Below are 20392 nucleotides of genomic sequence, written 5' to 3' on the forward strand. Positions count from 1 at the left end.
ACCACCCTGCTTCTAGCGCAGCGCGGCCCGCTGAACCGGCACATAGGTTTGACTCAAGTCCGTGGCCCAGCCATCGAGCACGGCTTTCACGTTATCAGGCGTCATGACCTGTTTGTCGTTCTCCAGCGGCACGCCCTTGCCCTTGCGCACCACTTCGGCCACGACCTCGCCGGTGGAACCGTCCTCGAAGGACACTTCCGTGGCGATCTCACTGTCGCGGTCACGAATGCCGGTGGCGCTGCTCACCCCGGCCGCAACCAGCGTCACCGGCAGCCATTCATAAAAGCGCAGACCCTGAGTACTGGCGGCGACTTGGGTGATGGCCGGTTTGACGATCAGCGTGTTCGGGCCAGGCTTCGACGCCAGCGGCAGCACCTTGCCCAGCTCCAGCCTGAGGGCTGCGTCGTAATAATGCGTCACGCCCGACAAGGTGCTTTGTGGAACGCGCGACGAAGGCTGGGGCCGTGGATAGAACTGGCTCGGCGCCAGGTAAACCTGGGTGTAACGCCCTCTCGCCAATGTCGGGCTGATCCAGCTCAATATTGTTTGCCCCGAAGCGGTCTGCCCTTCCTTGAGCACGCTGTAATCCCGCAGAAACCCGGCCTGCGGCTCGGTCGGTAGCTTCTTGCTGCTGCACGCCGACAGGCTGAGGGTGGCGGCAAACAGCACGGCCAGTGAGCGATGGCTAGTCATCGATGGTGTTTCCTTGTTCAGGCGTGGACGTGGCTGTGCGGGGTGTTGTCGGAGCACTCGATGCGCAACTGGCCGTGAGTCATGATCCATTGAATGAATTCGGCGGTAGGAATCGTGTGCAGGTATTCGACCCAATGGGCCTCGGTCGGGCTGAACCGTTCGAAATAGCGGCGCAGGATCAACTGACTCTGATCGTTGGCCAGCCCCAGGCACGTCTCCTGGAACAGGATCGGCGTGTCCGGGCCCGGTGCGGTGGTGCGCTGGGTCAGGATCAACGGGCGTACGGCGCCATGGTCCCGGGTGATGTAGCCGCTGTTCATGTCCTTCATGTTGAGCCCCCTTGGTTGGAAGGCCTGCAGAGTGCCTGCGGATGTTTGCCCGACGATGTCCGGCTGATGTCTGCGCTGAAGGAATGTTGCAGGATTGAAATATATGACCGGCGCATCGAAATGGTTTTAGATGCGCTTCTTTTTGGGTTCATGGATTGCGCAAACGTGAGCAGATTGCTGATCGTCGATGACGACGGGGAAATTCTGTCCTTGCTGAAGAAATTCTTCGTTCAGCACGGCTATCAGGTCGATGTCGCCGCCCATGGCGAGGCCATGTGGGCGGCCATTGCGCAGGCACGGCCGGACACGATCATCCTCGACCTGATGCTGCCCGGCGAGGGCGGCCTGAGCCTGTGCCAGAAGGTCCGGGCGCAGATGGGCATTCCGATCATCATGCTCACGGCGATGGCCGAGCTGAGCGACCGCATTGTCGGCCTCGAACTGGGCGCCGACGATTACCTGACCAAACCCTTCGCCCCGCAGGAACTGCTGGCCCGGGTGCGCGCGCTGCAACGTCGGGTCGGTGAGAACACGCCGTCCGGCACCGAGCCTTCACGGCCGGTCATGGCTTTCGCCGGTTGGCATCTGGACATCACCTGCCGTGAACTGCGCTCGCCCGACGGCGTGATGATTCCGATGTCCGCTGGCGAATTCGACCTGTTGCTGGTGCTGCTCGAACATCCGCAACGCATCCTGACCCGCGAACAACTGATCGACCTGACCCACGGCCAGGGCCACGACGCCTATGACCGCAGCATCGACGTGCAGATCAGCCGGCTGCGGCGCAAGATCGAACCGGACAGCAAACGCCCGGACCTGATCCGCACCGTGCGCAACGGCGGCTACATGTTCACTGCCAAGGTCAGCCGCTCATGATCGGCCGGATGCTGCGGCGCGACACCCTCAGCCGGCGGATTGCCCTGACAATCGTCGCGGCCATGCTCGCTTCGCTGCTGCTCAACGCGCTGTTCGTTCAGGTCGCGGGGATCTGGGCTCGGCCGCCGATCGAGCGCACCGGGCTGCTGGAACAGATTGCCGCTACTACCCGAGTGATCGAGGCTGCGCCGGCAAACCTGCGCCCGCAACTGGCCAGTGCCGCCAGCAGCCCGATACTTGAGGTGTTGTGGAAACCCCGTCGGGTCGACTTCGGTCTGCCGGGGGACGGCGAACAGGTCGAGGCCGGAAAAGTACCGGCGCTGCGGCAATTGCTTGGCGATAACCGACAGATCGACGTGTTCAACCCCGACGACTGGCCCGCCGGCAGCCCTCGCGCGCATTACATGGCGCTGGTGCGGCTGGCCGATGACAGCTGGCTGTCATTCACGCCGCCGGAGCGCAGTTGGGGCTTGAGCCTGAACGTGCGGATTGCCGTGATCGTTGCCCTGGGGCTGGTCGCCACCCTGTTGGTCGCCTGGCTCGCCACGCGGCAACTGGCCCAGCCGTTGCAGCGCTTTGCCCATGCGGCGCGGCGTTTCGGCGGGGATCTGAAAGCGCCGCCGATCCATCTCGAAGGCCCGCACGAAATCCGTCAGGCCATCGTCGCCTTCAATACGATGCAGGCGCAGATCCAGCATTTCATCGGCGAGCGCACCCACATGCTGGCCGCCATCTCCCACGATTTGCGCGCCCCGCTGACCCGGATGCGCTTGCGCAGCGAGTTCATGGAGGATCTGGACCATCAGGGCAAACTGATCCGCGACATCGAGGAAATGCAATCGATGATCAACGCCGCCCTGGCGTTCTTCCGAGAAGACACCCACCTGGAACAATCCACCACGTTCGATCTGTCGGAGTTGCTGCAAACCATCGTCGATGACTACCGCGATCAGCACATCGACATCGACTTCAGCGGTCCGGCGCATGTGGTGTATGACGGCCGGCCGCTGGGCATCAAACGGGTCATCGTCAATCTGCTGGATAACGCGGTGAAATACGGACAGCGACCCAGTGTGGCGCTGAGCTGCGATGACACGTCGATCCGCATCGAGGTGATAGACGAGGGGCCGGGAATTCCTGAGGACGCGCTGGAGCGGGTGTTCGATCCGTTCTTCCGACTCGAGACCTCGCGCAACCGTGACACCGGTGGCGTAGGGCTCGGTCTTTCGGCGGCACGAGGAATCATTCGTGAACAGGGTGGCGAACTCAGTTTGCGTAACCGCCGCAGCGGCGGCTTACGCGCACGCGTTGAGTTGCCGCACCGCTGAGGCCTATTCGTCGCCGGGCGCCAGCAACAGATTCGGCGCCAGCCGCTGATAGCCGTCCTGAGCCAGGCGCATGTCGAGCAGCAGACTGCCCAGATCCGCCGACAGCGCCTCGCCCTCCCCGTCGTTCTCCAGATACAGCAATTTCAGGTAGCTGTTGCAGCCCGGACAGACTTCGGCGCGCAACGGCGCCTGATTGGCGGCGTGGCGATCATCCTCGAGGCTCAGGTACTCAAGCCCTTTGCTCTGCTCGCAATACACGCACTTGACCCGCACCACATGCCATTCGCAGGCGCACAGCGAACACACCAGATAACGCAGGCCGTTGTGCTTGCCGCGATGGCGGATCACCCCGGCCATGGCCGGCGATCCACAGGCCGGGCACTGGCTGAGGCTGTCGCCGGGCGTCAGTTGCAGGTTTGGCGCACTGAGCAGCCAGTGACTCCACGCCGCTTGCAGCGCCGCCCCGAGAAACGGCACAAGCGCCGCCGGCACCAGCGAATACTGGCCGCTGACCAGCGCCACGGCCCAGGCGCGCCACTGGCCGGGGCTGGCGATGCGCAGCGTGGTCACGGCCTCGACCACCGCCGGTTGCTCGGGGACGACATAACGCTGGAGCAAAGCCCCGAGATACAGCTGCCAGGTGTCTTCGCGAATCAGGGTATCGGCGGCGAACGGTGGAATGCCGTGTTGTCGGCAGACCTCCAGCCGCTGTTCATCAAGCGGCGCGGTCGAGGGCGGATCATCGAGGATTTGCTGTTGGACACGGCACAAACCGGCGATCAAATGCAGGTAATCGGCCAGCGGATGCCCTTCGGCCAGACGCTCGAGACGCTGGGCCCGCAACAGGAACAGGTTGTGCGGTGGCAGGTGCAGAAACGGCGGCGAACTGGCCGCCGCTTCGATTTCTCCGGGTTCGAGGATGGTTGGCAAACGTCAGCCCTTTTTCGTGACCGGTCGCTCTGGCGGATCCTGGCTTTCCACCTCGCGATACCAGAGTGCATGGTGTTTCCTGGCCCAGGCGCGGCTGACCCAGCCGTGCATCATCGCGTCCACCGAGCCCTTGATCCAGATCCCGGCGTAGATGTGCACGATGATGCTCAGGATCAGCACAAACCCCGCCAGAGCGTGCAGCAGCATGGCCCAGCGGATCGTGGTGATGCCGAAGTAATGACTGAAATACGCGCGCCAGATCACCAGTCCCGTGAACAACAATCCGAGCATGCACAGCAGTAAAGTCCAGAACAGCAGCTTTTGCCCGGCGTTGTACTTGCCCACCGCCGGCACGGTCTCCTCGTCGTTGACCAGCACCCGGTCAATGCGCCGCAGCCATTTCCAGTCGTTGTCGATGAAGAAGTTCGAGCGCCAGAAGCGAAACACCAGACCCAGAAAGAACACGAACATCAGCACGCCCATGAACGGGTGCAGGATCCGTGTCCACGGGCCGCCGCCGAACAGGTGGGTCAGCCAGAACATCGACGGATGAAACAGCGCCAGCCCCGACAGCCCGGCCATGAAGAACAGGATCGCCACCAGCCAGTGATTGGTGCGTTGGTTGGCGGTGTAGCGCAGGATCGTCTTGTTGCTCATGGCCGGTCCTCCCCGCGTGGGTCGAAGGTGTGCACCGCCGGATCGACAACGTGCACCGAGGTGTCGGGCGGTTCGGGATGTTCATCTTCCTCGACCCGGTTCGGGCCGATCCGCACGTAATGGAAGAACCCGGCCAGCACCGCCGCGCCCATGGCCAGCAGGCCCAGTGGTTTGCTGATGCCTTTCCACAAGCCCACCAGCGGGCTGATCTCGGGGTTGTCCGGCAGGCCGGCGTAGATTTTCGGGGTGTCGGCGTGGTGCAGCACGTACATGACGTGGGTGCCGCCGACACCAGCCGGGTCATACAGGCCGGCGTTGTCGAAGCCACGGCTTTTCAGGTCGGTGATGCGCTCGGCGGCGTGGGTCTTCATGTCGTCCTTGGTGCCGAACACGATGGCGCCGGTCGGGCAGGTTTTCACACAGGCCGGTTCCAGCCCCACCGCCACCCGGTCCGAACAGAGCGTGCATTTGTAGGCCTTGTGATCTTTTTGCGAAATGCGCGGGATGTTGAACGGGCAACCGGTGATGCAGTAACCACAACCGATGCAGTGGTCCTGATCGAAATCGACGATGCCGTTGGCGTGCTTGATGATCGCCCCAGGGCTGGGGCACGCCGCCAGGCATCCGGGCTCGGCGCAGTGCATGCAGCCGTCCTTGCGGATCAGCCATTCGAGGTTGCCGGCGTCGGTTTCGTGCTCGGTGAAGCGCATCAGCGTCCATGAATCGGCGCTCAGATCCTGCGGATTGTCGTAGGTGCCGTGGTTGTGGCCGACCTCGTCGCGCAGTTCGTTCCATTCCGAGCACGCGACCTGACAGGCCTTGCAGCCGATGCACTTGGTGGTGTCGATCAGCTTGGCCACCTGTTCCTGGCCGCGTATCGAAGGCGCCGGCGTGGTGGTGGCCGAGCGGGCAATGATGTCTTGGCTGGCCATCTAAAGATTCTCCATCAGAGCTTCTCCACGTTGACCAGGAATGACTTGGATTCCGGGGTCTGTGTATTGCCATCGCCGAGAAACGGCACGAGGGTGTTGGTCAGGTAACCGTGGCGAGTCAGGCCGGTGAAACCCCAGTGCAGCGGAATGCCGATCTGGTGCACCACCTGGTTGTTGACCTGCAACGGCCGGATCCTTTTGGTCACCACCGCCACCGCTTCAATGAACCCGCGCTTGCTGCTGACCCGCACCCGGTCGCCGGCAGCGATGCCCTTCTCCTTGGCCAGCACTTCACCGATTTCCACGAACTGCTCGGGCTGGGCAATCGCGTTCAACTTGCAGTGCTTGCTCCAGAAGTGGAAATGCTCGGTCAGCCGGTAACTGGTCGCTGCATACGGGTAATCCTTGGCCACGCCGAGGCTGCCCCACACCGAATCGAAGATCCTGGCCGCCGGGTTGCTGGTGGCTTTCTTGTTTTCCGGGTGCAGCGGGTTGATGCCGATCGGCGTTTCGAACGGCTCGTAGTGCTCGGGGAATGGCCCTTCGTTCATCTTGTCGACGGCGAAGAACCGCGCCACGCCTTCGGGGTTCATGATGAACGGGTTCATCCCGGCTTCCGGCGGCACGTCGGCCTTGTAGTCCGGCACGTCGGTGCCGCCCCAGGCCTTGCCGTTCCACCAGACCAGGCGCTTTTTCGGATCCCAGGGTTTGCCGGTGACGTCCGCCGAAGCGCGGTTATAGAGAATCCGCCGGTTGGCCGGCCAGGCCCACGCCCAGCCTTGATGCTGATGCATGCCGTAAGGGTCGTTGTTGTCGCGGCGGGCCATCTGGTTGCCGGCTTCGGTCCAGCTGCCGCAGAAGATCCAGCAGCCGGACGCAGTGCTGCCGTCATCCTTGAGCTGGGCGAACCCGGCCAGTTGCGAATTGCCCTTGATCGCCGCACCCGTGGCGTCGGTGAAATCAGTGGTGGCGTAGCCGTTGACCTCTTTGGCGATTTCTTCCGGCGAGGGTTCTTCGGCAATCTTGTACGGCCACGACAGCTTCAACAGCGGATCGGCGAATTTGCCGCCCTGGGCCTGATAACGCTCACGCAGGCGCAGGAACAGCGCGCTCATGATCTGCACGTCAGTGCGCGCCTCGCCGGGGCCATCGGCACCTTTCCAATGCCATTGCAGCCAGCGGCTGCTGTTGACAAGCGAACCGTCCTCTTCGGCAAAACAGGTGGTCGGCAGGCGAATGACTTCGGTCTGGATATCGGCGCTCTTCACATCATTGAACGGCCCGACGTTTTCCCAAAACTGCGAGGTTTCGGTGGCCAGCGGGTCCATCACCACCAGCCATTTCAGTTTGGCCAGCGCCGCCATCACCCGGTTCTTGTCCGGCAGAGCGGCAATCGGGTTGAAGCCCTGACACATATAGCCATTGACCTTGCCCTGCCCCATCAGATCGAACACCTTGAGGATGTCGTAGTTGGGGATGTCGAGTTTCGGCAGGTAGTTGTAGGCCCACTGGTTTTCGGCGGTGGCATTGGCGCCGTACCAGGCTTTCATCAGGCTGACGTGGAACTTGCTGTAGTTCTGCCAGTAGGACAATTGCCCCGGCCGCAACGGTACTTGTGTGCGTTTATGGATGTAGGCCGCGTAATCCTGCTCGGCATCGGTCGGCAAGGTCAGATAACCCGGCAGCGCGTTGGACAGCAGACCGAGGTCGGTCAGGCCCTGAATGTTCGAGTGCCCGCGCAAGGCGTTGACCCCGCCACCGGGCATGCCGACGTTACCGAGCAACAGTTGCACCATCGCCGCGCTGCGGATGATCTGCGAGCCGATCGAGTGCTGGGTCCAGCCCAACGCGTAAAGAATGGTCATGGTCTTGCCCGGTGCCGAGCAGGTGGCGATTTCCTCCCAGATTTTCTTCATGGCATCGACTGGCATGCCGCAGATCTGGCTCGCCAGGTCGATGTTGTAGCGGCTGTAATGCTGCTTCATCAGTTGATAGACGCAGCGCGGGTCCTGCAGGGTCGGGTCGACTTTGACGAAGCCGTCATCCCCCAGCTCGTAACCCCAGGTGGATTTGTCGGTATAGCTGCGTTTGGCCGCGTCGTAACCGGTGAAGAGCCCGTCCTCGAAGCCGAAACCGGCTCTGACGATGAACGACACGTCGGTGTAGTTGCGCACGTATTCGTGCTGGATCTTGTCCTCGGTCAGCAGGTAATTGATCAGCCCGCCCATGAACGCGATGTCGCTGCCGGTGCGAATCGGCGCGTAGTAATCGGCCACGGACGCGGTCCGGGTAAACCTCGGATCGACCACAATCAGCCGCGCGGCGTTGTGCGCCTTGGCTTCGGTCACCCATTTGAAGCCGCAAGGGTGGGCTTCTGCTGCGTTGCCACCCATCACCAGGATCAGATTCGCGTTGGCGATATCGGTCCAGGTGTTGGTCATGGCTCCACGGCCGTACGTCGGGGCAAGACTTGCCACCGTCGGGCCGTGTCAGACACGCGCCTGGTTATCGAACCCCAGCATGCCGAGACTGCGAATCACCTTGTGGGTGATGTAGCCCGCTTCGTTGGACGCCGCCGACGCCGCGAGGAATCCGGTGGTCAGCCAGCGATTCACCGTTTGGCCCTGGGCGTTCTGCTCGACGAAATTGGCGTCGCGGTCGGCCTTCATCAGGTCGGCGACGCGGTCGAGGGCTTCGTCCCAGGTGATCCGGGTCCATTCGCTGCTGCCGGGCTTGCGCACCTGCGGGTACTGCAAGCGGCCGGGGCTGTGAATGAAGTCCAGCAGGCCGGCGCCTTTCGGGCACAGCGTGCCGCGATTGACCGGGTGGTCGGCGTCGCCCTCGATATGGATGATGTTTTGCGCAACGTTCTTCGCCGCGTCGCCCTGGCTGTACATGATCAAGCCGCAACCGACCGAGCAATACGGGCAGGTGTTGCGGGTTTCATGGGTGTGGGCAAGCTTGAAGTGGCGCACCTGCTCGGCGAAGGCCTGCGTCGGGGCCATGCCCAACGCGCCCAGGCTAGAGCCTGCAAGGCCGATACCGGCGACCTTGAAGAACTGACGACGGCTGAGATCCATCGTGCACTCCTGATCAGGTGGAACCCGGTACTTGAGCCGGGTTTGTTCTGGACAATCACGGTGGCGGCACACAGGTACCGACTTTTTCACTGTAGACAATGCCCCCGCCGCCTGTGTGAAAACCGACCGTCGGGCAAATATATGAATATTTGTGGGAGCTGGCTTGCCAGCTCCCACAGGTAATGTGGCTCCCGCAGTACTTGGGGTTTATCATCGCCGGCACGACCCATCTCCGCCTTCAGAGACCGCGCATGACTTTCGATTTTGATCAGGTATTCGACCGCCACGACACCGGCAGCACCAAGTGGAGCCGCTATCCGGCCGACGTGTTGCCGATGTGGGTCGCTGACATGGATTTCGCCGCGCCGCCGGTGGTCATCGAGGCGCTGCAACAACGCCTGTTGCACCCGTTGGTCGGCTACAGCGTGGCTCAGGACAACCTGCGCGAGGCCATCGTCGCCGACCTCTGGAACAAGTTCGCCTGGCGGGTTCAACCCCAGGAGCTGATCTTCCTGCCGGGCGTGGAATCGGGTTTCAACATGGCGCTCAAGGCGCTGGTGCAACCGCAGCAGAACGTCGTGGTGCAAACCCCGAACTACCCGCCGCTGCGCCACGCGCCGGGCCATTGGTGCCTGAACAAGGTCGAGCTGGAATTCAACGCCCAGGCCGACGGTAGCTACGCCACCCCGCTGGACGCCTTGCGTGAATCCCTGCACGGCGGCGGTGCCCTGCTCCTGAGCAACCCGCACAACCCGATCGGCAAGGTCTTCGGCCGCGAAGAACTGCAAGCGGTGGCGGACATCTGCGTGGCGCAGGACGCCTGGATCATCTCCGACGAGATCCATGCCGAGCTGTGCTACGACGGCCGCGTCCACATTCCGACTGCGTCCCTGAGCCCGGAAATATCCCGCCGCACCATCACCCTGATGTCGGCAAGCAAGGCCTACAACATCGCCGGCCTCAAGACTTCGTTCATGATCATCCAGGACGCGGCCCTGCGCGAACGAGTCAACCACGCCCGTTGCGGCATGGTCGACAGCGTCAATCCGCTGGGCATGGAAGCAACGCGCGTGGCCTACAGCGAGGCCGGCCCGTGGCTTGAAGCGCTGAAACAATACCTGCAAGCCAACCGTGACTGGCTGGTGGACGCCGTGCGCAACCGCTTGCCCGGCGTGACCCTCAATGTGCCGCAAGGCACGTACCTGGCCTGGCTCGACTGTTCGGCGCTGGACCTGGACGACCCGCAAAAATTCTTCCTGGACCACGCCCGCGTCGGCCTCAGCCCGGGCCTGGATTTTGGCGATCAAAGCCAACAGTTCGTGCGCCTGAACTTCGGCTGCCCGCGTTCGATGCTGGAAGAAGGCATCGCGCGGATGGAGCGCGCCCTCAAGTCCCGCTAATCAAGTCAGGGCAAACCCGAGCGTCAATCAGATCGAACTCAGCGCAAACGGGCCGGGTCAACCGGCCTACTTGCCATGAGACCCGGAGATTGACGATGACCGACTATCCAAAACCCCCGTTCCCGAAACAGGCGCAACCGGTTCCCGGCTCCCAGCGCAAGATGGAGCCGTATCCTGATTGCGGCGAACAGAGCTACACCGGCTCCGGCCGGTTGGCCGGCAAGATCGCCTTAATCACCGGTGCCGACAGTGGCATCGGCCGTGCGGTGGCCATTGCCTTCGCCCGCGAAGGTGCCGACGTAGCCGTCGCCTATTTAAATGAACACGAAGACGCCAAGGAAACCGCGCGCTGGGTCGAACAGGCCGGCCGCCAGTGCCTGTTGCTGCCCGGTGACATTGCGCAGAAATCCCAGTGCCAGGCGTTGGTGGATCAAACCGTCGAGCGCTTCGGCCGCATCGACGTGCTGGTCAACAACGCGGCTTTCCAGATGACCCACGAAACCTTCGAGGAGATTCCTGACGACGAATGGGTGATGACCTTCGACGTCAACATCACCGCGATCTTCCGCCTGTGTCAGGCCGCCATCAAACACATGGGACCTGGCTCCTCCATCATCAACACCAGTTCGATCAACTCGGACATGCCAAAACCCTCCCTGCTCGCCTACGCCACCACCAAAGGCGCGATCGCCAATTTCACCGGAGGCCTGGCGCAGATGCTCGGTCCGCGGGAAATCCGCGTGAATTGCGTGGCGCCGGGGCCGATCTGGACGCCGCTGATTGTCTCGACCATGCCCGATGAGGAAGTGCAACATTTTGGCGAGCAAACGCCACTCGGGCGTCCCGGACAGCCAGTGGAAGTCGCGCCGATCTACGTGCTGCTGGCGTCTGACGAAGCCAGCTACATCACCGGCCAGCGCTACGGCGTGACAGGCGGCAAACCGATGCTCTGAGCCGCTTGCCAGAAAAAGTGAACCGCTGGACAAGGCGACCTCTCCATACCTTCATGGCCCATTCGGGTTGCGAGAGATCAGGAGGTCGTCATGTCCGCACCTATCGTCAAGCTCTTTACCCAGCCTAACTTCGCCTGGACCGATATCCGCCGCGAAGAAGAGGCGCATCCGCGTCATTACCTGGCCCATTTGCTGCTGCTGGCCCTTGTGCCGGCGGTGTGCCTGTTCATTGGCACCACCTATGTCGGCTGGAGCCTGGCAGTCGGTGAAACCGTGAGACTCAGCAGTGCCAGCGCACTGCAACTGAGTATTTTGCTGTACCTGACCATCGTGATTGGCGTGGTGATCATCGGCGGATTCATTCGCTGGATGTCGCGCACTTTCGATGCGCGGCCGACGCTCAATCAGTGCATCGGTTTCGCGGCGTACACCGTCACCCCGTTTTTCATCGCCGGTATCGCCGGCCTGTACCCGAGCCGCTGGCTGGCGGTGCTGGTGCTCGGCGCAGCGTCGATCTATTCGACATTCCTGTTGTTCGTCGGCCTGCCGACTTTCATGCACGAGCGCAAGGAACAGGGTTTGCTGTATTCGGCCAGTGTGTGGGGTGTCGCGCTGCTGGTGCTGGTGACGTTTTTGGTGTCGATGATTCTGCTGTGGTTCAACGTGCTGACGCCGGAATACCTGCGCACGACTGCAGGTTAGGCCGGTCATGTCGGGGCGGCATCGAACTGACCTTACGGGCCGCGCGTCATGAGCTTCATCATCTGGGTGGCGGTGCTCGGTGCCGTGCTGCTGACCCTGGCGCTGACGTCGTCGTACCTGCGCTGGATGCCGGTCACCACCTCCGCTGTCTGTTTGCTGCTGGGTGTCGGCATCGGGCCGGCCGGGCTCGACCTGCTGAAACTGCCGTTGAATGAAGCCTCTTTGTGGATGGAGCACCTGACCGAAGTCGCGGTGCTGTTTTCCCTGTTCGTCTGCGGTTTGAAGTTGCGTTTGCCGTTGCGCGACAAACGCTGGCGGATTGCATTCGGCCTGGCGGGCCCGGTGATGGTGCTGACGATCATTGGCGTCTGCCTGTTGCTGCATTTTGGCCTGGATCTCGATTGGGGGCCTTCGCTACTGATCGGGGCGATTCTGGCGCCGACCGACCCGGTGCTTGCGGCGCTGGTGCAGGTCAACGATGCGCGGGATGTCGACAGCGTGCGGTTCGGCCTGTCCGGCGAGGCCGGGCTCAATGACGGAATCGCCTTTCCGTTCGTGATCCTCGGGCTGTTGCTGCTGCACGGTGAAGGGTTTGCCGCCGAGTGGCCCGCCTGGGTTATGCGCAGCGTGCTCTGGGCGGTTCCAGCCGGTTTGCTTTGCGGGTACTGGATGGGCCGTGGCATCGGTCGACTGACCCTCTCGCTACGTATCCGCAACGATGACAGCACTCTGAGCCCGAATGACTATCTGGCCCTGGCGTTGATTGCGCTGGCGTATGTGGTGGCTGAATCCATCGGCGGCTATGGCTTTCTGTCGGTATTCGCCGCCGGCCTCGGCTTGCGTCAGGAGGAAGTCAAATCCACCGGCGCCCACCAACCGCCCGCCGAGCACATGGTGCAACCGGTGGTCGGTCATCAGAACGTCGAGCCGCAGCAGGCGGTGCACGGCAACACCGAGCGGCTGGAAGACAGTCAGGTCGCCGCCGGGATCATGATGGGCGACATGCTCGCGTTCGGCGGTCTGGTGGAACGGGCGATGGAGGTGTTTCTGGTTACCCTGCTGGGTGTGGTGCTGGTCAGCCACTGGGACTGGCGGGCACTGCTGGTTGGCGGCGTGCTGTTTTGTGTCATTCGCCCCGTCTGCGTGGGGTTGATGCCGTGGGGGGCGTTGCTGGCAGGACGCCAACGGTTATTGATCGGTTGGTTCGGCATCCGCGGCATCGGCAGTCTGTTCTACCTCTTCTACGCGCTGAACCATGGGCTGGGAGACAACATGGCCACATTGTGTACCGACCTGACCCTGTCGGTCGTGGCCCTGAGCATTCTGCTGCACGGCGTCAGCACCCAGCCGATCCTCGCGCGCTATGCGCGGCATAAAACACACAAACCCTGAACTCACTTCATCGACCGGGCAATGATCTCCACCAGATTCAGCTGATTGAACGGTTTCGACAGTCGCGGCAACCCCGCTGCAAATCCTTCGAGGCGTTCGGCATAGCCGGTGGCGAGGATGATCGGCAGATCCGGCTTGAGCAGGCGTACGGCGTGAGCCAGTTGCGCGCCGCTCATTTTCGGCATGGCCATATCGGTGATCATCAGATCGATCACCTCGCCCCGTTCGAACAGCTCCAGGGCCCGGGCGCCGGAGGTGGCACTGACCACCCGGTGACCAAGGTCTTCCAGCAGCAGAACCGTGCTGGTGAGTACCAGACTGTCATCATCGACCACCAGCACGCTAAGGCGCGGCACGGTATCGGTGGACGCATTCGAGCCAATCGATTTGGCCGCGGCGCCTTCGATGGCGACCGGCAACCACAGTTCAGCGGTGGTGCCCTGCCCCTTGGTGCTTTTCAGAATGAAGCGGCCACCCAATTGCTCGATGAATCCATGGACCATCGACAACCCCAGACCAGTGCCTTTGCCCAGCCCCTTGGTGGTAAAAAAAGGATCGGTCGCCGACGCCAGCGTGTCAGCGTCCATGCCTTCACCGGTATCGCTCACTCGCAGACAAACATAACGCCCGGCCGCCAGCGTTGAATCGTTCTGTTCGATGACCACTTCGGCTTCGGCACTGAGGGTGACGCTGCCGCCCTCGGGCATGGCATCGCGAGCATTGGTCGCCAGGTTGAGCACCGCCAGCTCCAGCTGATTACTGTCGGCCAGCACCGCTTGCAGGTCTTCGGGGAACTGCGTTTCGATGCGGATCCCCGGCCCCAGTGAACTGCGCAACAGCCCGGTAATGCCCTGTACCAGTTGCGGAATCTCGACAGGTTCGGTCTTGAGTTCCTGACGCCGGGCGAAGGCCAGCATGCGCTGGGTCAGCGACACGCCGCGCAATGCGCCCTGGGTGGCGTTCTCCAGCAGACGGCTGACTTTCGGGTCATCGCCGACCCGTTTGCGCACGATTTCCAGGTTGCCGAGGATCACCGTCAGCAAATTGTTGAAGTCGTGGGCAATGCCGCCGCTGAGTTGGCCGATGGCCTGCATCTTTTGCGCCTGGAACAGCGCCTCGCGGGTTTTCTCCAGGGCCTGTCGTGCCTGGGTGGCTTCGGTGACGTCGCGGGTGATCTTGGCAAAACCGAGCAAAGTGCCGGTGTCGCCGCGAATCGCATCGACCACCACATGCGCCAGAAACCGCGTGCCGTCCTTGCGCTGGCGCCAGCTCTTGCTTTCGAACCGGCCCTCGCGCACCGCCGTCTCCAGGGCACGCTGGGGTTCTCCGGCTTCCCGGTCTTGCGGGGTGTAGAACATCGAGAAGTGCCGGCCGATGACCTCCTCCGGCTTGTAGCCCTTGATCCGCTGCGCACCGGGGTTCCAGTTGGTCACCCGACCTTCAGGGCTGAGCATGTAGATCGCGTAGTCGGTGACGCCCTGCACCAGCAGACGAAACTGCTGTTCGCTCTGTTTGAGGGTTTCTTCGGCCATCTTGCGGTCGGTCAGATCGCGGGTGATCTTGGCAAAGCCGAGCAATTGCCCGCTCGGACTGAAAATCGGGTCGATCACCACATGGCACCAGAAATGCGTGCCGTCCTTGCGTACCCGCCAGCCTTCACCCTCGAACCGGCCTTCGCGAATCGCCGTGTCCAGCGCCCGCTGCGGCAAACCGTTGGCGCGATCTTCGTCGGTGTAGAACCTTGAAAAGTGCTCGCCAAGGATCTCGGCTTCTTCGTAACCCTTGAAGCGCTTGGCGCCGGAGTTCCAGCTGGTAATGATCCCCTCGGGGTCGATCATGTAGATCGCATAATCGACCACCGCATCGATCAGCAAACGAAAGCGCATGTCTTCGATTGCAGCGCACTTCTTGTTCTCGCTCATCAGGCTTGGCTCAAAGCAAATTCTCAATGACAGGAGTATGCGTCAAACCGGTGGAATGGACAGCTGCAAAAGCATACCGGGCAGGGCAAGGGACAGCAGCTCATCGCTGGACATATCTGACGATCCTGGCGTAAAGCGCATTGAAGAGGAAATCCGGTACCTGCGTCGCGTATTGCGTTGCTTTGGACAAGGCCAGATGGCTCTCCCTGACCATTTCATTACGCTCGCTTTCGCCATTGACCGATTTGCTGAAAATACGCTGATAGGCCTCGTAGCTGTAAGGCGTGAATGTCGAGGACATGGAGAGCCTGTTCTGGCTGTCCAGGCTGTATGTGCTGTGCGCGCGCAGGACCCGATCCTGCAAGGCCCCCAGGCCGCGTTCGTACAGAAAAATCTGCGATCCGCTGACTTTTTTGGCGGCCGCCTCCAGCGTGTACAGCACCGCATGAGCGTTACCAAGGCTGGTTTTCAGCACCGACGGTTTGACGAAACGCTCGAGTTCGCCCTTTTCGAGGCTTTTGAGCCCGCGTCGAACCCCGGAAATAAAGGCAAAGGGGTAGTTGCAGGCGACCACGTGCACTTCCAGCTGATAGCCGGCATTGGCGGCGTACTCAGGCAAGGCGGCAAATTCGATGGTGTCGAATGCGCACTCCAGAATGATGTTGAGTTTGTCTTTGAAGGCTCTTTCGAAAATCTTCTGGCACAGATCGCGGACGAACGTCTCTGTGTGTTCGTAGGCATGCAATACGCCGATTTTGATCATTTCCTCATATTGCGGATGCTTTTCCCGATACTGGGGAAGGTAAAGGCGAACATGGTTTTGATAGCGACCGGAAGGCAGCAGGCTTTTTTCCAGAAGGTAGGTTTTGCCCGAACTTTGCACGCCGGCAGTGACCAGCATCCGGGGTGTGGTCTCGGCCGTTACTGCGGAAAACAGCGTCGGGCTGAGGGTATCGAAAGCGGCAGTGACCTGCTCCGGCGTGTAGGTGTAGTGATAGGCAGTGGTGACAGACATGCAGTGATTTCCTTATCTCGTCTTGAGGGATACCGGTGACCGGCCCTTTGACTAAAGACCGGTTTTCTGACCTCATCAAAGACAAGATATTTACAACGTATGTCACTGTTTTATAGATGATTATTCCTACAGCCTGCGGTGAAAATCGCCCTGTTCAAAGTCCCGAAAACGTACGTCAACCCGACAGGTTTCCTGCGCATTCACTCCCTTCCAGCGACCACCAGCGCGGCAGCAACTGCCGAATCCGGCCCTCGGCAAAGCGATCATCGATCAGCATCACCACGCCGCGATCCTGCTGGGTGCGGATCACCCGTCCGGCGGCCTGTACCACTTTCTGCACGCCGGGGAACAGATAGGTGTAGTCGTAGCCGGCGCCGAAGATCGCGGCCATACGGCGTTTCATCTGTTCATTGACCGGGTTGAGCTGAGCCAGCCCGAGGGTGGCGATGAACGCGCCGATCAGCCGCGCGCCGGGCAGATCGATGCCTTCGCCGAACGCGCCGCCGAGCACGGCGAAGCCGATACCCTGACTGTCGGCGGTGAATTGATCGAGAAACGCCTGACGCGCCCCTTCGTCCATGCCTCGGGATTGCTGCCACCGGGTGATGTGTGGGTGCCGCTCGGCCAGCAACTGCGCGACCTGTTGCAGGTAATCGAAACTGCTGAAGAACGCCAGGTAGTTGCCCGGACGTTCACTGAACTGGCGGGCGATCAGCTCGACAATCGGTTCCAGCGACGCTTGCCGGTGCGTGAAACGGGTGGAAATCCGGCTGACGATCTGCACCTGCAATTGCTCGGCGCTGAACGGCGACTCGACGTCGATCCAGACCGTGTTGGCCGGCGTGCCGAGCAAATCCGCGTAATAGTGGCGCGGGCTGAGGGTGGCGGAAAACAGCACGCTGCTGCGCGCCGCCGTCAGGCGCGGGCCGATGAACGCCGCCGGCACCACGTTGCGCAGGCACAGTTGCGATAACGGGCGTTTGCGTTCGAGGTCACGTTTGCTGATGTCGAACAGGTAATGCGCGTCGAACAGTTCTGCCACCCGACCGAATTGCAGCATCTCGAAGTAGAAATTCTGCAATCCGCTGTCGAGTCCTTGCGGGTGATCGTTGAGGTAGTCGCCGATGCTCGCCGTGCAGGAAGAGAGAGCCTGCAGCAGTTTTTCCGGCGCCTTGTCGTAGGCCTGATACGGCGACAACTGGTCATTGTGCAGGGCGTTCCATTCGCGATTGACCCGTTGCAACGATTTTTTCAAGGCCTCGGGCGCGGTTTTGCGCACGCTGCCCAGTGTTGCCTGATCGAGCGTCGCGCTGTACATCTGCCGCCCGCGCTCGACCAGGTTGTGCGACTCGTCCACCAGCACCGCAACGTTCCATTGATTGAACTGGGCCAGACCGAACAGCAGCGCGCTGAAATCGAAGTAATAGTTGTAGTCCGCCACCACCACGTCGGCCCAACGGGCCATTTCCTGGCTCAGGTAATACGGACATACCGCATGTTGCAAGGCGACCTCACGCAGCGCGGCCTGATTCAGCAGGCGCAATTGGCTGGCGGCTTCGCGGGCAGCGGGCAAACGGTCGTAAAAGCCCTGGGCCAACGGGCAGGATTCACCGTGGCAAGCCTTGTCCGGGTGTTCGCAGGCCTTGTCCCGGGCGACCATTTCCAGCACTCGCAGGGGCAAGGTTTCGCTGTGATCGAACAGCACCTGCGCCGCATCCAGCGCCAGTTTGCGTCCGGGCGTCTTGGCGGTAAGAAAGTAGACCTTGTCCAGTTGCTGCGGCGCCATGGCCTTGAGCATCGGAAACAGGGTGCCTAGGGTCTTGCCGATCCCGGTCGGGGCCTGCGCCATCAGGCAGCGACCGGTGCTGACGGCCTTGAACACCGATTCGGCGAGGTGACGCTGACCGGGGCGAAACGCGGCATGGGGAAACCCCAATTGCTGCGCCGCCCGGTTGCGCGCTTCGCGGTGAATCATTTCCTGTTCGGCCCACGCCAGGAACAAACCGCACTGTTGTTCGAAGAACTGCCGCAGCGCATCGGCGCTGAACGCTTCGACCAGACAGGTTTCCTTTTCCGTGACGATGTCGAAATACACCAGCGCCAGATTGATCTGCTCCAGCTGCAAGCGACAGCACATCAACCAGCCGTAGATTTTCGCCTGGGCCCAATGCAGCGCGCGGTGGTTGGCCGGCTGTTTGCTCAGGTCACCGCGATAGGTTTTGACTTCTTCCAGGCAGTTCTGCGTCGGGTCGTAGCCGTCTGCCCTGCCCTTGACCTTCAATGGCCCGAATGCGCCCTCCAGCGCCACTTCGCTTTGGTAGGCGTCGTTGCGCCGGGACGCCACGGTGCGATGCCCGGCGATGCCCTCCAGCGCGGTCGGTGACGGGGTGAAGCGCAGGTCGAGGTCACCGGTTTTCGCGGTGAATTCGCACAGCGCCCGCACCGCAATGCTGTAGCTCAAGCGTCCTGCTCCGCCCATTGCACGTAACACACGGCGACCGGCATCCGGTGCGTGTTGCAGAACTCCAGCCAGCGTAGCTGGTTGTCCTGCAAACGATCGCCGGGGCCTTTGACTTCGATCATCCGGTAGGTCTTGTGCTGCGGCCAGAACTGGATCAGGTCGGGCATGCCGGCGCGATTGGCCTTGATGTCCAGCAGCAGACGGCTGAACCAGTGCTTGAGGTGTTCGGCCGGCAGACAGGCCAAGGCCTGCTCCAGCAGTTCTTCATTGAGCGCGCCCCAGAACACGAACGGCGACTGCACGCCCCATTTGGCGGTGAACCGCGCGCGGATGGTGTCGGCATAACGGCCATCGTCAAGTTCGGCCAGACAGGTCCGAAACAGCTCGGCGCGGCGGGGCTGGAAGTCTTCATTGAGCAGATCCACCGGCCCGCGCTGGAACGGGTGAAAGAACGCGCCCGGCAATGGCGCGAAGATCGCCGGCCAGCACAGCAGGCCGAACAGTGAGTTGATCAGGCTGTTTTCCACGTAATGCACCGGCCCCGTTTCTTCGTGCAGGTGCGCCTGAACGTGATATTCCACCGACAATGCCGGATCGAGACGCGGCAGGTGCAGATCCAGTCGTTCCACCATGCCCGGCGCCGTGCGTTTGATCGGCGGCCCGCCGAGCTTGCGCCGCAAACGCGGCAATATCCGTTGCAAGCCCTGCTGTTCGGTGGCGGTTTCCGGCGCCTGTTCGGCAATGACCGCCAGTTCCAGGGCCAGCGCGTATTCGGCGCTGCGTTCCAGCACGCGGATCATCCGCAACCGCGCGCCGGGATAGGCGCAGTCGCGATAGATCTTCAGCGCCAGGGCAAACTCGCCCAGGCGCTCGCAGTATTGGCCGATCTGGAACAACAGCTTGCCGCGCCGACGTTGCAGCCACGGGTTGTCACAATGCAGCGCCGCGACCTGCTCGACGATCGGCTCCAGCGGCTCGCCAGCTTCGAAATACAGCTGGCAATCGTGCAGAAACAGGCATGCATCGACGTCGGCACGGCTGCGCAAGCCCCGGGAATCGGCGCTGAATTCGACTTTTTCGTAGGTGAAGATGCCAAGGTCGGCGAGTACGAACTCCGACCAGTCCTGATAGAGGTTGCCGAAGAACATCAGGCGAAAACGATCACACAGGTCCATCAGCGTCAGGCTGAACAGCCGGTCCGCCAGCGCCGGGCACCATTGCCGGAAACTGCGGGGCTCGGGGAATTGTTCGTGCAGCTGCGGCAGCCAGTCGACTTTCTTGCCTTTGGGCTGGTCGATGGCCGGGCCGAAGGCTTGCAGAATCTCGGCCTTGAGCAACACCTCGAATAGATCCGCCATCGACAACGGCGCCTGTTCATCGAGCCAGCCGTGATCCAGCAGCGGTTGCGCCGCCTCGGTGATGTCGCCGATTTCCGGATAATTCAGCTTGCCGGCGCGAAAATGCACGCCCTTGCGCATCACCATCCGCACCAGCAATCCCTGGGATCCGCGCGGCAGTGCCGTGAAGTCGCGAATGAAAGCGTGTTCCGCTTCGCTCATCACATCGGCATAACGAAGCTCAAGCCAATCAAGCACCTGGCGGAAGTTGTTGAGGTAATAGAACGGGTCGTCGAGGGGATTGGCAGTCACGGTAATTTCGGGGCCATGGCAAGCGAGTACTGGTTATGCGTACAGATACCAGCCTGCCCCGGCGGGCGCAAAC

16 protein-coding genes are annotated in these 20392 nt (G+C 61.9%); 6 read left to right on the forward strand and 10 right to left on the reverse strand.

Annotated elements, in window-relative coordinates:
• Positions 1 to 12 precede the first annotated feature (12 nt).
• Positions 13 to 693 (reverse strand): DUF3313 domain-containing protein, encoded by a 681-nt coding sequence (locus AWU82_RS07265; protein WP_064381615.1) that lies wholly within the window; start codon positions 691 to 693, stop codon positions 13 to 15.
• A 17-nt stretch (positions 694 to 710) separates the two neighbouring features.
• Positions 711 to 1022, reverse strand: coding sequence for a hypothetical protein (locus AWU82_RS07270; RefSeq protein WP_011334117.1), 312 nt, complete (start codon positions 1020 to 1022; stop codon positions 711 to 713).
• 165 nt (positions 1023 to 1187) lie between these two features.
• On the opposite strand from AWU82_RS07270, the gene AWU82_RS07275 reads away from it, so the two are divergent.
• Positions 1188 to 1898, forward strand: coding sequence for a response regulator transcription factor (locus AWU82_RS07275; protein ID WP_524902739.1), 711 nt, complete (start codon positions 1188 to 1190; stop codon positions 1896 to 1898).
• Entirely contained in the window at positions 1895 to 3226 is a 1332-nt protein-coding gene (locus AWU82_RS07280) for an ATP-binding protein (protein WP_064381619.1), read from the forward strand. Before AWU82_RS07275 ends, AWU82_RS07280 begins: the two co-directional genes overlap by 4 nt.
• 3 nt (positions 3227 to 3229) lie before the next feature.
• On the opposite strand, the gene fdhE is transcribed toward AWU82_RS07280, so the two are convergent.
• The 4 genes from fdhE to fdnG are packed head-to-tail and all read right to left on the reverse strand — an operon-like array spanning position 3230 to position 8825.
• A complete protein-coding gene (gene fdhE / locus AWU82_RS07285; RefSeq protein ID WP_064381620.1) occupies positions 3230 to 4156 on the reverse strand; it encodes a formate dehydrogenase accessory protein FdhE in 927 nt (308 codons plus the stop codon).
• Between the two features lie 3 nt (positions 4157 to 4159).
• Entirely contained in the window at positions 4160 to 4813 is a 654-nt protein-coding gene (locus AWU82_RS07290) for a formate dehydrogenase subunit gamma (protein WP_064381623.1), read from the reverse strand.
• Positions 4810 to 5745: a formate dehydrogenase subunit beta gene (gene fdxH / locus AWU82_RS07295; RefSeq protein ID WP_064381625.1), complete on the reverse strand. Its 936-nt coding sequence runs from the start codon at positions 5743 to 5745 to the stop codon at positions 4810 to 4812. Before fdxH ends, AWU82_RS07290 begins: the two co-directional genes overlap by 4 nt.
• A 14-nt stretch (positions 5746 to 5759) precedes the next feature.
• Positions 5760 to 8825, reverse strand: coding sequence for a formate dehydrogenase-N subunit alpha (fdnG, locus tag AWU82_RS07300; protein WP_139831556.1), 3066 nt, complete (start codon positions 8823 to 8825; stop codon positions 5760 to 5762).
• 251 nt (positions 8826 to 9076) lie between these two features.
• Between fdnG and AWU82_RS07305 the strand changes: the two genes are divergently transcribed.
• From AWU82_RS07305 to AWU82_RS07320, 4 genes are all read left to right on the forward strand, one after another.
• Positions 9077 to 10225: a MalY/PatB family protein gene (locus AWU82_RS07305; RefSeq protein WP_064381631.1), complete on the forward strand. Its 1149-nt coding sequence runs from the start codon at positions 9077 to 9079 to the stop codon at positions 10223 to 10225.
• Between the two features lie 95 nt (positions 10226 to 10320).
• On the forward strand, positions 10321 to 11178 hold the full coding sequence (locus AWU82_RS07310; protein WP_064381632.1) for a glucose 1-dehydrogenase: 858 nt from the start codon (positions 10321 to 10323) through the stop codon (positions 11176 to 11178).
• Positions 11179 to 11268: 90 nt separating this feature from the next.
• Positions 11269 to 11880, forward strand: coding sequence for a Yip1 family protein (locus tag AWU82_RS07315; RefSeq protein WP_064381634.1), 612 nt, complete (start codon positions 11269 to 11271; stop codon positions 11878 to 11880).
• A 48-nt stretch (positions 11881 to 11928) separates the two neighbouring features.
• On the forward strand, positions 11929 to 13272 hold the full coding sequence (locus AWU82_RS07320; RefSeq protein WP_064381636.1) for a cation:proton antiporter: 1344 nt from the start codon (positions 11929 to 11931) through the stop codon (positions 13270 to 13272).
• A 2-nt stretch (positions 13273 to 13274) separates the two neighbouring features.
• Here the strand turns inward: AWU82_RS07320 and AWU82_RS07325 are convergent, their stop codons facing one another.
• From AWU82_RS07325 to AWU82_RS07340, 4 genes are all read right to left on the reverse strand, one after another.
• Positions 13275 to 15194 (reverse strand): hybrid sensor histidine kinase/response regulator, encoded by a 1920-nt coding sequence (locus AWU82_RS07325; protein WP_064381638.1) that lies wholly within the window; start codon positions 15192 to 15194, stop codon positions 13275 to 13277.
• A 100-nt stretch (positions 15195 to 15294) separates the two neighbouring features.
• Positions 15295 to 16209, reverse strand: a complete 915-nt coding sequence (locus tag AWU82_RS07330) for a zeta toxin family protein (RefSeq protein WP_064381640.1) — start codon at positions 16207 to 16209, stop codon at positions 15295 to 15297.
• A 175-nt stretch (positions 16210 to 16384) separates the two neighbouring features.
• Positions 16385 to 18670: an ATP-dependent DNA helicase gene (locus tag AWU82_RS07335; protein WP_064381642.1), complete on the reverse strand. Its 2286-nt coding sequence runs from the start codon at positions 18668 to 18670 to the stop codon at positions 16385 to 16387.
• A complete protein-coding gene (locus AWU82_RS07340) occupies positions 18667 to 20319 on the reverse strand; it encodes a VRR-NUC domain-containing protein (RefSeq protein ID WP_064381644.1) in 1653 nt (550 codons plus the stop codon). The genes AWU82_RS07335 and AWU82_RS07340 overlap by 4 nt, the downstream gene beginning before the upstream one ends.
• Positions 20320 to 20392 lie beyond the last annotated feature (73 nt).

The organism is Pseudomonas glycinae, from assembly GCF_001594225.2.
GTDB lineage: Bacteria > Pseudomonadota > Gammaproteobacteria > Pseudomonadales > Pseudomonadaceae > Aquipseudomonas > Aquipseudomonas glycinae.

What these genes read in the sequence shown, in the direction of transcription:
- AWU82_RS07265 (WP_064381615.1), bottom strand. Translation starts at nt 693, where the DNA reads ATGACTAGCCATCGCTCACTGGCCGTGCTGTTTGCCGCCACCCTCAGC.
- AWU82_RS07270 (WP_011334117.1), bottom strand. Translation starts at nt 1,022, where the DNA reads ATGAAGGACATGAACAGCGGCTACATCACCCGGGACCATGGCGCCGTA.
- AWU82_RS07280 (WP_064381619.1), top strand. Translation starts at nt 1,895, where the DNA reads ATGATCGGCCGGATGCTGCGGCGCGACACCCTCAGCCGGCGGATTGCC.
- AWU82_RS07290 (WP_064381623.1), bottom strand. Translation starts at nt 4,813, where the DNA reads ATGAGCAACAAGACGATCCTGCGCTACACCGCCAACCAACGCACCAAT.
- fdxH (WP_064381625.1), bottom strand. Translation starts at nt 5,745, where the DNA reads ATGGCCAGCCAAGACATCATTGCCCGCTCGGCCACCACCACGCCGGCG.
- AWU82_RS07305 (WP_064381631.1), top strand. Translation starts at nt 9,077, where the DNA reads ATGACTTTCGATTTTGATCAGGTATTCGACCGCCACGACACCGGCAGC.
- AWU82_RS07310 (WP_064381632.1), top strand. Translation starts at nt 10,321, where the DNA reads ATGACCGACTATCCAAAACCCCCGTTCCCGAAACAGGCGCAACCGGTT.
- AWU82_RS07315 (WP_064381634.1), top strand. Translation starts at nt 11,269, where the DNA reads ATGTCCGCACCTATCGTCAAGCTCTTTACCCAGCCTAACTTCGCCTGG.
- AWU82_RS07320 (WP_064381636.1), top strand. Translation starts at nt 11,929, where the DNA reads ATGAGCTTCATCATCTGGGTGGCGGTGCTCGGTGCCGTGCTGCTGACC.
- AWU82_RS07325 (WP_064381638.1), bottom strand. Translation starts at nt 15,194, where the DNA reads ATGAGCGAGAACAAGAAGTGCGCTGCAATCGAAGACATGCGCTTTCGT.
- AWU82_RS07330 (WP_064381640.1), bottom strand. Translation starts at nt 16,209, where the DNA reads ATGTCTGTCACCACTGCCTATCACTACACCTACACGCCGGAGCAGGTC.